Here is a 15,045-nt window from a genome sequence, read left to right on the forward strand (position 1 = left end):
ATTTTAAGCAATTTTTTACTCCTCAATGAGGCATTATGAAAGCCTTCGCATTGCTTGTCAAATACGCGTTATTTTTCACAAAACAAATATGTATTTTAACCGAAAACCAGTTTCTTGCCAATTAAAAAGCTTAACAAAATATTTCATTTAAACACCTTAAGCTTTTATACAAAAAAATAGGTCCAAGAAGAGTATCATTTTTAATGATTGATTACTTCTGTTTATTACAAGTGATGCAATCATCTTGCAAACTATATAAATAAGCGTTCATCATTTCACTAGGAAATTTTTGAACGCTTATTAGTTATAGAAGTTGAGACAAAAGTCATTTAACAGTTGCGCACTAACAGAATTAAATTATAAAGTTCGAACTGAACTTTGAAAATTTAAGACCCTTAGGTACAAACTGTTGACCTTTAAAAATTAATGTCCGTTTAATTTACACTAGCACACGAGCCTTAAGCTTATTAGCCAAACTCTTTTGCTTTAGAACATTGAAAAAGCTTGATCAATTGTTTGAAATTCATCAGTAGTTAAATTAATTTTTAAGGCAGCTGAATTACCTTGAACTTGTTTGACATTGCGAGCACCCGGAATAACGACACTAACCAATGGATGAGCCATGTACCATGCCAAAACCACTTGTGTAACCGTTGCTTCATGAGCTTGGGCAATTTGGCGTACTTTTTCCAAACCATTGATCGCATCATCAAACTTTTGCTCATTTAAATCTTCCAATAATTTACCACCATCACTATGATGGAATTTGTCCCAGTCAGCAGTTGTGTATTTTCCTGTTAACAAGCCAGAAGCCAAAGGAAAATATGGTACAAAAGAAATTTGGTGATCTTTGAGATATTGCATTTCTTCTTGAGCCGGACTCTTATAAATTAAGCTAAATTGATCCTCGACAATATCCACCTGATTATCTTTATTAGCTTCTTTAATTTGATCTAAAGAAAAATTTGATACTCCAATGGCTCGAATTTTACCCGCTTTTTTCAAATCAACTAAAGCAGCCACTGCCTCATCTTTAGGTGTCGTTTCATCTGGAAAATGAATATAAAAAATATCAATATAATCAGTTTTTAAACGTTTTAAAGCCTTATCCACAGCATCCCGTAGGAATTGAGGTGTATTATTCATTGCAAAATTCTTTTGTGGATCTTGAGCAGCTTTATCAGCCACAATCACTTTAGAGCGATCATATTCTTGTAAAACATCACCAATAATTTCTTCAGAACGACCCCGACCATAATCAAAAGCTGTATCTAAAAAGTTGACTCCCTGAGCAATGGATTCGCGTAACAAATCATAACCATCTTGTTCATCCAAATCTTTAAAAAGATTGTGCCCACCAACTTTGTTAGCTCCTAATCCTAGCTTAATTGTTTCCACATCACTTTTGCCAATTTTAACTGTTGTACCCATCTTAAAATCTCCTTTCATTAATGACTAACGATCATTATAAAACGTTTTCATTTTAACGTAATACTCATCAACCGACAATCATTATCCAACTTAATAATTAACTTAATCACAAATTCATCATATCATGTTTTATCAAAAATAACACACCTAAATTAACTCAGCCTCAGATTCAGGTAACAATATTACGAGGTTATTATTCTTACTTTAATCAATCAAATTAAAGATATTTTACCTGCAGTAAACTACCAAACTCCTTTGACTAATCAAAAAGAACAAATAGAAATAATAACTAACTTTAATAATCTTTAGTCATCATTATTGGATGTTGAATCTTTATTATCTTTCGAATTTGTATTTTTATAATTCCCTAAAAACAATCCTACCAAACTCACAGCTGTTGCTCCTGAAAAAATAGCGCCTATCACATATTTCCTTTATAAACTAACCAAAAACCACCAAGGATCAAAATAATACCTATAATAAAAGCCATCCAATCCCTACGGTAAATTTGTGAAATAAAAGCATCTAATTGTTTATTATTAAAATCTCTTCTGCTTTGAGATTCATTCAACGCACTATTAATAATTTTTTCAGCAGCACCCGGTACAATTTTTTCATATTTTTCCAATTGTTCAGCTGGTGGCAGTGGTCCTTCATAATGAATTTCTCGTAAAGCAAGTTTAACACTTTTTTTTAGTTGAATCGGGTACATTAGAATCTGATAACAGTTCATTTAAAGAAGATGAGCCATTATCTATATCGGATTGAATCTTATCTTTATCGCTCAATAAAATGCTCCATTGAATTTACAATATCTTTACCTATCATTTTATAATCCAGCCTAATATTTTTATAATCTTCCGAAGGTTTCTTGTAAGGCAAAATCCAATTAGAATCTATAGAATCAATGGATAAAATATTGCCACTCACAATATTTTTCCATTGAATTCCAACTTCACGTAGTGGCACTAACCAAATATTCACTATATCTTTTAACATAAATAAGCCTCCCTTCACAATCAATATTATAGCTTTAATCAATGTTATTTTATCCAAATATACAATATTTTTCAATCAATAACTTAATAATCAAAATATGTTTAAGATGTGAACAAAATTGGAACACTACAATTAATACTCGTATTCTATTGAAAATGACACAAATATTTCTTTAAAAATCAATTGCTGAATGTTTATGATCCAGAAGCCAAGTCTGTGTTGAAATTCCTAAATATTGTTGTAATAAGTCTTGTAACATCGTCACTACTTGTTTTTTGATCAGCAGTTCGTTTAAGATTAACATTTTCCAAATAGAAAATGATATTTTGTGAATCTGCGTTAATTTCCACACGGTTACTATCGCGCCAATTCCAACAACGGCAAACCACGCACTGTTCATCTTGGTAAATCACTTTCCCAGGCAAAGCTTCTTCAGCATAATCTTCACCAATCGGAAATAAATATTCGCCACCTCGGGCAATTGTTAATTCTAAGTTACCCTGCAGTAAATCCATATCTTATCCACCTAAAGGAAACGCCCAGGTTAAAGAAACAGTATTATATAAATCAACAATGGGCTTGATTGAGCCCACACCCTTTCCTTATTTAGTACACTTCAACAAATTTTCTACTGAACTTCGTACTCCTATTTTGGTCTCAAATTTATGGTAGGCTTGACGCCAATCTTGAATTACTGTATTTTGTCCAATAGTGTTTCAGAAAGCCACTTCGTAGCTTGTTGGTTAGCTTCATTTAACAAATTAGTAGTAGATGATTATTGACGTTATGCGCAACGATGACTGAAATACTGGTATCCGGAAATAATTTCCAAATTTGAGGATTTACTGATAATTTGGTTAACATTTTTCACCACTCCTTGCAATCAATTTGCCTAACGGTACAACAAAATACTGCTTTTAGCAATGACAATTTTAGGAATACTAAAAAGGAGGCCGGGTCAATAAGATTAACACTCGTAGTTCATCAAAAATGACACGAACATTAATTCATTATTTCTTCCTAGCCTCGCTTTTAATTTTGAAAATTTTTACCAAATATTGACCCGTTTTTCCGGTTCTAACCACATACCGTCATGTTCACCGACATTAAAAGTCGTGTAAAACTCGTCCATGTTTTGAGCTTGGACATTAGCCCGTAAAGGAGCTGGGGCATGAACATCCATACTCAAAAACATTTCCATCAATTGTGGTGTTGATTTGGTCCGCCAAACGCGCGCCCAATTCATAAAGAATTCTTTTAAGTCAGCATCGGCTTCAGATTTAGTAGCTTCTAAAGCACAGCTCAAACCACCAGCATCAGCCACATTTTCACTGACCACTAACTTACCGTTAACTTGGCCGCCAGCAAAATCAATGCCAGCAAATTCATGAATCATCTTTTGCGTTAATTCTTTAAACTTCGCATAATCTTCTTTAGTCCACCAATCATGCAGGTTTCCATATTCATCAAATTGAGCACCATTATTATCAAAACCATGCGAAATCTCATGAGCAATCACGGCCCCAATACCACCATAATTAGCACTACTGGATTGTTCTAAACTATAAAATGGCGCCTGTAAAATGCCCGCTGGAAAAGTAATATCGTTTCGAGATGGATCATAACAAGCATTAACCAAATGACCGGGCATGGCCCATTCACCGCGATCCACTGGTAATTTGAATTTAGCAAAATTATCAGCAATTAACACTTCTGTAATGGCTTGAATATTAGCCCATAATGATTCGCTAGAATCAACTGTTAATCGCGTAAAAACTTTGTTAACTTGGTCAGGATAACCAATCTTGAGCACCATCTTCTCTAATTTGACCACCGCTTGTTTCTTAGTTGGCGCGCTTAACCAATCATTTTGTTGAATTCGTTGTTCGTAGATATGAATCATCTTTCGTACCATTTGTTCAACATCTTGTTTAGCTTGTGCACCAAAATAAGTTTGGCCGTAGTATTGACCAATAACTTCATCAAAATAAGAACCAGCTAAATGATAGGCTTGTTTTAATGGTGCTTGCAATTCTTGGTTACCACTTAACGCTAAACTAAATTGACCGGCAATTTTGCGCAAATCTTGACTTAAATAAGCCCCCGCACCCATAACGTAATTAACTAACATCCAACTCTTTAAGTTAACAAATGTTTCTTCATTCACTAGCTCAGTAAAGTACTTATAAAAACGCGGTTCACTAACGTTAACGCTTACTACATCAGCTTCCACAGCACCTTCAATTAAACTCTTAAAATCAACCGCACCACCGAGTTGTGTGAACTCACTTAATGCTGTTGGATTGTAATCTTTCACATAGTCGGCCTTTTCTTCGGCACTTTTAACGACCTTTGCCAAAGATTGATCAAATTCAACCGCCTGGTGAGCTACTTGCCGAGCAAAATCAGCCGTTTCACCGATTGTTTGTAACAGCTGCTCAGCCGTTTGTTGATAAATCTGCAATAATTTTTGGCCACTTTCATTATCAGCTTCATAATAAGTAGTATCTGGCAAAATTAAACCTGGTGCTGAAAAATCAACCACATTTTTACTAGTGTCTTTCATATCAGCAGTCACGTACACATTAAAAGGCAATGGGTAACCGGATGCCAACCAAGCGGCTAATTGTTGCGTCCAAGACTTCAAATCTTTAACCTGCTTGATTTGTTCGTAGCCAACTTGGGCAGGTTGAAATCCTTCTTTATCACGCCGATTAGTGTCAGCCGCAACTTGATAAAATTTAACTGCTTCTTGCATTAGCTCATTAGGAATTTCTTTTTTACCAGCTGCAAAATCAGCTAAATCTTGCATCAACTGGCGTTCGATATCTAAATCCAAATCTGAAAAACCACCAACTCGTGATTTATCCGCCGGAATTTTAGCAGTTTTCAACCATTCACCATTAACTGCTAAATATAAATTATCTTGTGGTTTGGCAGTTGCTCCCTTTGTAGTATCACCTTGACCACCAACAACCATTTGTGTTGTTTGTCCCATTTTCCTACCTACTTCCTATCAGCTTGGTTAATAATTAGAATTCTATCACAATCACGACAGTAACGATAATATTTGCGTTAACCAAACTGAAGAGACCCCAACTCGTACAATATTTTAAACAACTAACACCGATTAATTGCATCAATAAAGCGGCTCCAGGCACTTTGACCTTGCGGCGTCTTTTTAAAGACCCCGACATCTTCTAACACTTGTTGAAAAACTAAACCCAATTCCTGTTGCAAAATTTGTTCAACATTTTGTGGTGTAATTGTTGCATACTTTTTTTGCAAAGCTAAAGCCCATTTTTGGTGATAAGTCGCCACCTGATTACTCTGACCTAGTAAAAACTTTGTTACTTCTTTCAGTTCTGGCAATAAACGCGGCGGTAATATCGCTAATCCCATGACCTCAATTAAACCGATATTTTCACGTTTAATATGTTGTAACTGTGAATGCGGATGAAAAATCCCCGTTGGATATTGCGCAGAAGTTTGATTATCGCGTAACACTAAATTCAACTCGTAATAATCACCACGTTTACGGGCAATGGGAGTCAAAGTATGGTGTGGTTGACCCTTAGTTACTGCTCGAACATCAACCGTTATATCTGAATAATTTTGCCAACAATTTAAAATTTTAGTTGCGGCCTGCACTAACTGGTTGCGGGTGCTACCTTGTAAACGTAAAGTTGCGGCCGGCCACTGGACAATACCTACTTTTAAATCTGGAAAGTCTTTAAGCTGCACTGTTTGAGCCAGTGGAGCTTTTTCCATCGCAAATTCGTGTAACCCGCCTTGATAGTGATCATGACTTAAAATCGAACCACCAACAATCGGTAAATCAGCATTACTGCCAAAAAAGTATTGTGGTAACCGGTCGACGGCTTCTAGTAAATTGGAAAATGTGTTCGACGTAATTTTCATCAGACGTTGTTTTTGCGATACTAAAATACAATGTTGCGCAAAATAAGCATAAGGTGAATATTGTAGCCCCCACGTTTCTCCACCCAAACTCAGGCGCACTAAACGATGGTTACGCCGCGCAGCATGTTTAATATCCCCCACATAACCTTCATTTTCAAAGCTTAAAGCATCTTGTGGATAGGAAGTGACGGTCGTCATTTGGTCTTGAGCAATTTTTTGGGGATCCTTTTCAGGTTTGGATAAATTAATGGTAATTTCTAAATTACCATAAGGACTGGGTGTTTTAAATTGAATATTTTTCTCAATAGCAGCCATTTGGATATAACCACTATTTTGACTTAATTGATAAAAATAATCACTGGCTTTCGTGGGACTAATTTGATATAAATTCCAAAATTTTTGGTTAATTTGACTAGGCCATGGTGTATATAAATCAGTTAATTCAGCCAATAAGCTAGACTCTTGCCAACTTTGAGTTAACCGCTGATTATTCTTGGCACAACTGACTAATTTTTGGGCTAAAACCAGTAACGATTGCTTGGCCTGGTCATCAAATATTGGTGTCTGCCCTACTTTTTGTTGAATTAAATTGATTAAATAACGTCGATCTAACGGCTGATAAGTTTGCTGAGTTGCAATAATTCGGTCTGCATAAACTTCTGTTAAAGTTGCCATTTTCTGAATTAACCTTCCTTGATCTCGTGCGGACCGGCCGCGATTTGTGCGACATAAAAATCAGCCGTTTGGGGTAGTTGTTCTCGATAAATTTGTGCGATATTGTCAATAAATGGGGCCGTTTGGCTTTTAGCCACCAAAGCAATCGCACAACCACCAAAACCAGCTCCAGTCATCCGTGCTCCTAACGCTCCTTGTTGCCAAGCTGCGTGTACTAGGGTATCTAAGGCACTGCCGCTAACTTCAAAATCTTGTTCCAAGGAAACATGTGATGCATTGAGTAAATGACCAAATAAAGTTAAGTCCTGCTTTTTAAGAGCCACTTGAGCGCGCAAAGTGCGTTGATTCTCCAAAACTACATGCCGCACCCGAGCTAAAATTTTTTGCTCTGTCAATAAATAACTATATTCATCTAATTGTTTTGGTGTTAAATCACAAAGTTGCTCTAAGTTCAAAGCAGTTTGTAACTTTTGTAAAGCTCGTTCACAATCACGCCGGCGTTCATTATATTGCGAACCAGCTAAAGTTCGTTCTTGATTAGTATTCATAATCACAATTTGATAATCATTCAATTGAATCGGGACGTATTGATAAGTCAAACCTTTCGTATTTAAAAATAATGCCTGATCTTTGTGCCCCAGCGCCACTGCATATTGATCCATCAATCCAGAATTAACGCCAATAAAATCATTCTCTACTTGTTGCCCCATTTGAGCTAGTTGCACTAAAGAAACTGATAAGTGAAATTGTTGTTGCATAATAACGCCGATTAATAACTCTAATGAAGCTGAAGATGACAAACCTGAACTAGCTGGTAAATCTCCTTGAATTAAAATATCTAAGCCATGATTGATTGGATAATCTTGATTTTTTAGCACTTGCACCATCCCAATCAAATAATTGACCCAGGAATTTGGCGCCCGCAAATTAAGATTTGCCAACTCAATTTCAACTTGCCCGCTTTCTGGAAAATTCTGCGAATAGACACAAAATTTGTGATCGTTCCTCCTCCGCACGGCAGCATAAGTGCCTAAGCTAATCGCACATGGCAAAACCCAACCGCCATTATAATCCAGATGTTCACCAATTAAATTAATTCGACCAGGAGCAAAATAAAAGTTCGTGGGTATTTGTAAAAATTGCTGGCGAAAAGCCGCCGTTAAAGTTGCTGGTGTAATTGCCATAAAATCCTCCTTATCTTTACCTTCAACATTAATTTTTAAGTTACTAAACTGCTTTAATCACAAACAATTGAGCCTGAAAGTCGGGGACTTGAGCTGATAATTTAGGCAACACTAACCCGGCATTCATTAATTGCGTGCCTGAATAAGTGGTTGGTTCAGAATTAACTTGATATTGTTTTCTTGGATCTAACCCGGCTAACTTGACCCGTGAATTCAAAGCTTGCGGCTGTTTTAAAAGTTGATAATTAGCCATAATGGCAGTCGTTTGGTTGGAATTAACTACACACCAACTCATTTCATTGCCCTTGCCTGCATAGGGACTTTTTAACCGATAAAATTTACCAAATTGGAATAACTCCCGATATTGCTTATAAAAGGTAACTTGTTCTTTAATTTGAGCTAATTGTTCTGCTGACAATTGGGTAATATCTAGTTCGTAGCCTAAATCACCAAAATAAGCCACACGACCCCGAGTAGTTAATGTTGTTTGCCGTCCTAATTGTTCATTAGGACTAGCTGAAACGTGTGCTCCCATCATGGATAAATCATAACCAAACGAAGTTCCATACTGAATTAACAATCTTTCCATGGCATCTGTATCATCGCTAGTCCAAGCTTGAGGTGCATAATACATGAGTCCTAAATCAAAGCGACCACCACCAGACGCACACGATTCAAATAATACGTGGGGAAACTTCGTGGTTAAGCGTTCATATAATTGGTAAACACCCAAAATATAACGGTGCGCTACTTCTAATTGCTGATCTGCGTTCAAGTTGGCACTAAACATTTCCGTAATGTAGCGGTTCATATCCCACTTGATATAATCTAAATTAGTGGCTGCAATTACTTGACTTAATGCATCCACTAAGTAAGCTACCACTTCAGGCCGAGACAAATCTAAAACATATTGGTTTCTTCCTGGTGTCATAGCCCTGCCGGGAACGTGTAAAACCCATTCTGGGTGTTGTCGGTACAAATTACTGTTTAAAGAAATCATTTCTGGTTCAAACCACAAGCCAAACTGTAAACCTTTTTGATGGATCGCATCTGCCAGATGAGCAACCCCTTGTGGCAATTTATGGCGATCACTGACCCAATCACCCAATGAAGTTGTATCATCATCGCGGTGCCCAAACCAGCCATCATCTAAAACGAACAATTCAATGCCTAACTTCTTCGCCTGATCAGCAATTTTTAATAACTTTGTTTCATCAAAATTAAAATAAGTTGCTTCCCAATTGTTAATTAAAATCGGTCGCACTTGCTGTGCAAATTGTGGAGCAATTAAATGTTGTTGATAAAAAGTACTTAACTGCTGACTTAATTGATTTAAGCCGTGATTAGTATAAGTTAGAATTGCTTCCGGCGTTTGGAAGTGTGCCTGCGGTTCTAACTTCCAGCCAAATTCATCTGGATTAATGCCACTCAGAATTCGACTACTACCAAATTGGTCAACTTCCACACTATCTAAAAAATTCCCCGAATAAATTAAATTAAAGCCAAAAGCTTCCCCTAACTGATTATTTGTCTGTGGTCGTGCCAAAATAAAGAACGGGTTATGTTGATGACTAGAAGCCGTTCTTAAACTGCCAAAGCTTTGAATCCCACTATGGAGATGACTCCGATTTAAATGCCGTTCACGTGCCCAAGAACCAGAAAATTGTAATAAATCATAGTCACTATCTGGTAAATCTAATTGACAGCTCAAAGCCCGGTTAACTTGCACAGTTTGAGCTCCACAATTTTCAAAATTAGCACTCCTAATCAATACGTCTTGATTAGGAAAAATTGTATAATTCAAATTTAAATTTAAATCCGCTAGTTGATCATGCAATTTGATAGTCAAAGTTTGACTTTGATCTTTAGTATCATCAAAAGTTGATGGTAAATGAGCTAAACGTTGTTTACCGACCGTGAGCTGATAAGTTTGATAATGAAACTCACTAATCCGATCACCTGCGGCAAACGTCAATTGATAAGCTGATTGGCGAAAATCACCGTGACCTAAACTACTATATTCTTGTTTTAAAACATCAAATTGCCACTGCCGACCTGCAGTTTCTTGAGCGGGTGAAGCATCTTGAAGTGGTGTTTGAGCTAAATTAGTCAAATTTAGTGGTTCCATTAATTTGGCACCGTAATATAACTGATTTAAATCACCAGTTGGTAAAACTTGAAAAATGTAACTAGAATTCTTAGTTTGCAAGTGAAAAGTTTGTTTTTCTTCATCAACAATAATTGCCATAGTTTGCACTCCTTTTATTACATTAAATTATTTTTTTACAGCCAGTATTGGTGTCTGCGCCTGAACTATTTGCTGTGGTTGCACTAGCAATTCAAATTCAGTTAACTCATTCGCATTTAAAATGGTCATAATGACTTCATCTGATAACTGCGCTTCGGCCAGTACTTGGGGATCAAATTTCAACAAAAGTTCGCCTTGCTGCACTTTTTGACCACGTTCTACTAACAAGTTAAAGCCTCGTCCGCGTAAAGTGACAGTGTCAATGCCAACGTGTATTAAAACAATCAAACCACTATCGGCCACGATTCCAATCGCATGTTTACTTGGCAATAATAATTGCACTACACCACTAATCGGCGCACTAATTTGCGCCATGTTCTGTGGGATAATTCCCACTCCGCGTCCCATTTTGCCACTCGCAAAAGTTTTATCCGCTACCTGAGCTAATTCTTGAACTTGGCCAGTAATTGGTGCCGTGTAAATAATCTGTCCTGTAACTGGTTGCGTCGTAGTCGTTTGGGAGAATTCACTGCCCCAACTAGCTTCTAATTCGGCCACAATCTGGGCATGCTTTGCCTCAGTTATCTTAACCTTACGTAAATAAACAAATAATGAGCAAAGTAACAAAATCAAGGGCACTGCTAACATATAGCATTTAAATTGCCACGAATCACTGCTGGTAATACTAGAAACCTTCGCATTACCAGACATGTGCGTTGCAATGACAATAATTGACACTAAACCATTCACAATTGCGGAAGCTAATTTGTCCACTAACGGTCGCACAGACAAAATCAATGATTCATCCCGATGATGCAATTTTAATTGACCATATTCGATCGTATCAGTCATCGTCAACATAATTACCAAGAATAGTAAAGGTTGCGGTGCTGCTGCTAAAGCTGCGGAGAAAATCACAAAGGAGGTTGAAAAGTCAGCAAAGAAGAGGAGAAAAATTCCTAACATCATCACTAATGAACCCACTAAAAACACTTTGCGCCGTTGAAACTTGTGAGCTAATGTAGGAAATAATGACACAGAAATCATGCCCACCACAAAGTTCACTGTTCCGTATAAAGCAAATTTTGAAGAATTACCTAAAATAAAAGTAAAGTAATACAGCAATAAAGAATTAACTAAGTCCCACCCCATAGCAAAGAAAAAGTGTGCTACAGCGGTCCACATTAATTGATCATTCTGAAACAAAATTTTAAAAACATCTTTAGTACTAGTGCGCTGTTTATTTTCCCGTAAAGGTGTGGATTGTTCTTTAGTGCCAACACCAATAATGAAAGCCCCTAAAATTGATAACAGGGCAGTAATAATTCCAAAAGCTAGCCAACCACGCCGATCACCTTGACCACCGTTATAATGAAACGAAAAGAATAACGCAATTGGTACTACCGCTAAAGTAACCAAGTTACCACCAATCGTTGATCCTAAACGCCCCCAAGTACTAATTGTGTCACGCTCGTTAGAGTCTAAAGTCAAAGCGGGAACCATCGACCAAATACCAATATCCTTAAACGAATAAAAAACGTCCATAACAATATAAATCACCGCAAAAGCTACAATGTATAAAGTTGGATTACTGGTAGCTAAACCACCCAAACTAGTATATAAAACGGCTAGTGCTATCCCTGAAACTAGCGCTCCTACAATCACCCAAGGTTTAAATTTACCCCAGCGAGTATGCGTATTGTCGACAGTATTACCGATAAAAGGATCAATAAATAGTTCGGCAATCCGAATCACGACCATCGTCGTCGTGATTAAACCAATCATTTGATTATTAAAATGGTTATTACTAGTAATGAACAAGTGATTGGTAATAAACATGATAAAATAATTCAGCATTGCTGCTGCAAAGAAATCATGTCCAAAAGTTCCTAACATATATGAAATACGCGTTTTATATTTCGACATTTTATCACTCCAATATTTTTCAGTGAATTAGTTAAATCGCTTACATTTTTATTGTAAACGGTTCGTTTTTTAATTAAAATTAACTTGTTTGTGTTAAAATCGATGAAATGTTGTTCCTTTAAAATCAAACTACATAAAGGAGTGGATCCTAATGCAAAAAATTGTTAACATCTTCAACCAAAACGAATCACTACAGGACAATTTATTCTTAACGCATGCTGGTTTTTCCCAGAATCTTGCTGATCATCACTACGGTCCAACGGTTCGCCATGAATATTTAATTCATCTGGTTTTAAATGGTACGGGAACCTTTAAAACAGCTGGTCAAACCTGGCAATTGAAAAGTGGTGATGGTTTTTTATCTACACCACAACAAGCCATTTCTTATCAAGCAGATCATCATCATCCTTGGCAATACTTATTTTTTGGCTTTCAAGGCCAACAAGCCGCCACTTACTTACAGCAAATGGGTTTAGGTCAACAACGGTTAGTTTTTCATGTTCAAGATTTAACTTTCTTCAAACACCTAATTCAAGTTTGCTTACAGCACCAACGCAAAAATCTTGTCGATGATTTATGGATGAAGGGCTTAGTTTACCAATTATTAGCGGGCTTAGCTCAACATCAGCAGCCCTTACCCAATCGTCAGACCATTACTATTTTGCATGATTGTACTAAACAGGCTTTAACTTATTTAACACAACATTTTTATGAACCAATTACAATTGAGCAGGTATGCCAACAAATCGGCTTTGAACGTGCCTATTTATCAAAAGTTTTTAAACAAGATCTAAAATTAACTCCCCATAATTATCTGAATCATTTAAGAATTGAATATGCCGTCGATTTACTCAGCATGACCAAAATGTCAATTGCCGAAGTTGCCCAACAAGCTGGTTTTACTAACGTAGATGTTTTTATACGCGCATTTAAAAAATTGTTCGCCATTACGCCCAAACAATTTCAAAAACGCGAAACACGTAGTCAATCCATTACCAATCAACAGCACCAATTAAATTTTCAATTACGCCGTTAAGTTAACTGATTTAGCCAAATTATTCTTATTGCTGCATAATTGTTGCACCCGAATATCTGATTACAGGGTATAATTAAATTAAGTAGATAAATAATTTAGATTAAGGACAAATTTATGAAAAATAAAATTGCAGTCTTAGGTGCTGGCTCTTGGGGTAGTATCTTAGCTAGTGTTCTTGTACAAAATGGTCATGATGTCAAATTATGGACCCGTAATCCGGAACAAGTTAATGAATTAAATACCGAACATACTAATGAACGTTATATTAAAAACTATCATTATCCAAAAAAGCTTCAGGCCACTAGTGATTTTGCCGTGGCTTTAAAAGAAGCACAGGTCGTTTTATTTGCCATTCCCACGCCAGCTATTCGCAGTGTCGGCGAACAAATCAAACCATATTTGCAAAGATTAACACAACCACCAATTATTGTCCACGCTAGCAAAGGCTTGGAACAAACCACGCACTTACGCATTTCACAAATTTTAACTGCCGTCTTGCCGAATGGAGCTTATCAAGGAATTGTTGCCTTGTCTGGTCCCAGTCATGCTGAAGAAGTAGCTAAAAAAGATATTACTTTGATTACAGCAGCCAGTACTAATACGACCGCTGCACAATCTGTTCAAAAAATCTTTATGAATGATTATTTCCGTGTTTATACAAATCCAGATTTAATTGGTGTCGAATTAGGCGCCGCTTTAAAGAACGTTATTGCTTTAGGAACTGGTGCACTAGTAGGTTTGGGCTATGGCGACAACGCCAAAGCCGCTTTAATGACTCGTGGCTTAACCGAAATTTCACGTTTAGGTGTAAAGATGGGCGCTAATCCTTTAACTTTTACTGGTTTATCAGGTGTCGGCGATTTGATTGTTACTTGTACCAGTGTTCATTCAAGAAATTGGCGTGCGGGCAAACAATTAGGTGAAGGTCAAAAATTAACCGATGTTATCGAAAATATGGGCATGGTCGTGGAAGGTGTCAAAACCTGTCAATCAGCCTACGAATTAGCTCAAGAACAAAAAATCGAAATGCCCATCACTGAAGCTATCTATCATGTTTTATATCAAGGAGCAAACGTGAAAGAAGAAGTTCAAAAATTAATGCGTCGTGAAGGTAAAGCAGAAATTTAATCAGACTTTTAATATAAAGCTGGAACAAATATCAGTAGTCAATGCAAACTACTAATATTTATCCCAGCATATTTTTTAAATAAGACAAAAAACGAGATTTGGACAAAAGTCGCTTAGAAGCTGAGTACTAATTGTGTCCAGCACTAAAGTACAAACTTTTACTTTAATGGGTTCTATAATATTGAGTGTCGATAATTAATTTTATCGGCACTTTTTATGTAGACAAATTCATTTTGGAATGCAAAAAAACGGGGAAATAGTTACGCACGTAAGATTCTATATCGAACCATTATGAATATTATATCGGCGGAAACACATCCTTCAAGCAGGAATCATATCTGTGACTTTTATCAAAGCAAAAAGCAATCTTCAGGATCAAAAATGACCAAGAAAATTGCCATAGCTGCGATAAACCGCCTCATCAGAACGATACATTATCTTATTTTAACAAATCAAAAGTATAATTATCAACTAAGATAATGATTAATTTAAATTTT

At 36.6% G+C, this 15,045-nt stretch carries 11 protein-coding genes; 2 read left to right on the forward strand and 9 right to left on the reverse strand.

Features of this window, described 5'->3' with window-relative positions:
* Positions 1–486 precede the first annotated feature (486 nt).
* The 9 genes from AC3B7A_RS03765 to AC3B7A_RS03805 form a co-directional block, all read right to left on the reverse strand.
* A complete protein-coding gene (locus tag AC3B7A_RS03765) occupies positions 487–1,431 on the reverse strand; it encodes an aldo/keto reductase (protein ID WP_489756394.1) in 945 nt (314 codons plus the stop codon).
* 421 nt (positions 1,432–1,852) lie between these two features.
* Positions 1,853–2,143: a DUF2335 domain-containing protein gene (locus tag AC3B7A_RS03770; RefSeq protein ID WP_489756395.1), complete on the reverse strand. Its 291-nt coding sequence runs from the start codon at positions 2,141–2,143 to the stop codon at positions 1,853–1,855.
* Between the two features lie 65 nt (positions 2,144–2,208).
* Positions 2,209–2,430: a hypothetical protein gene (locus AC3B7A_RS03775; protein WP_489756396.1), complete on the reverse strand. Its 222-nt coding sequence runs from the start codon at positions 2,428–2,430 to the stop codon at positions 2,209–2,211.
* A gap of 194 nt (positions 2,431–2,624) precedes the next feature.
* Entirely contained in the window at positions 2,625–2,945 is a 321-nt protein-coding gene (locus AC3B7A_RS03780) for a phenylalanine--tRNA ligase beta subunit-related protein (RefSeq protein ID WP_489756397.1), read from the reverse strand.
* A gap of 533 nt (positions 2,946–3,478) precedes the next feature.
* The gene (locus AC3B7A_RS03785; protein ID WP_489756398.1) at positions 3,479–5,428 is read right to left on the reverse strand and encodes a M13 family metallopeptidase; all 1,950 of its coding nucleotides are present in this window, start codon (positions 5,426–5,428) and stop codon (positions 3,479–3,481) included.
* A 122-nt stretch (positions 5,429–5,550) separates the two neighbouring features.
* On the reverse strand, positions 5,551–7,026 hold the full coding sequence (locus AC3B7A_RS03790) for a UDP-glucose--hexose-1-phosphate uridylyltransferase (protein ID WP_489756399.1): 1,476 nt from the start codon (positions 7,024–7,026) through the stop codon (positions 5,551–5,553).
* Between the two features lie 8 nt (positions 7,027–7,034).
* Positions 7,035–8,210, reverse strand: coding sequence for a galactokinase (locus AC3B7A_RS03795; RefSeq protein WP_489756400.1), 1,176 nt, complete (start codon positions 8,208–8,210; stop codon positions 7,035–7,037).
* 43 nt (positions 8,211–8,253) lie between these two features.
* Positions 8,254–10,458 carry an alpha-galactosidase gene (locus AC3B7A_RS03800; protein WP_489756401.1) on the reverse strand — a complete coding sequence of 735 codons (2,205 nt, stop codon included), beginning with the start codon at positions 10,456–10,458 and terminating at the stop codon, positions 8,254–8,256.
* A gap of 27 nt (positions 10,459–10,485) precedes the next feature.
* Positions 10,486–12,384, reverse strand: coding sequence for a sugar MFS transporter (locus AC3B7A_RS03805; protein ID WP_489756402.1), 1,899 nt, complete (start codon positions 12,382–12,384; stop codon positions 10,486–10,488).
* Positions 12,385–12,535: 151 nt separating this feature from the next.
* Between AC3B7A_RS03805 and AC3B7A_RS03810 the strand changes: the two genes are divergently transcribed.
* Complete coding sequence (locus AC3B7A_RS03810; RefSeq protein WP_489756403.1) at positions 12,536–13,420, forward strand: helix-turn-helix domain-containing protein; 885 nt, start codon at positions 12,536–12,538, stop codon at positions 13,418–13,420.
* 114 nt (positions 13,421–13,534) lie between these two features.
* Positions 13,535–14,548 (forward strand): NAD(P)H-dependent glycerol-3-phosphate dehydrogenase, encoded by a 1,014-nt coding sequence (locus AC3B7A_RS03815; RefSeq protein ID WP_489756404.1) that lies wholly within the window; start codon positions 13,535–13,537, stop codon positions 14,546–14,548.
* The last annotated feature ends 497 nt before the right edge of the window (positions 14,549–15,045 follow it).

The sequence above is a fragment of the Bombilactobacillus sp. ESL1202 genome, from assembly GCF_058107125.1.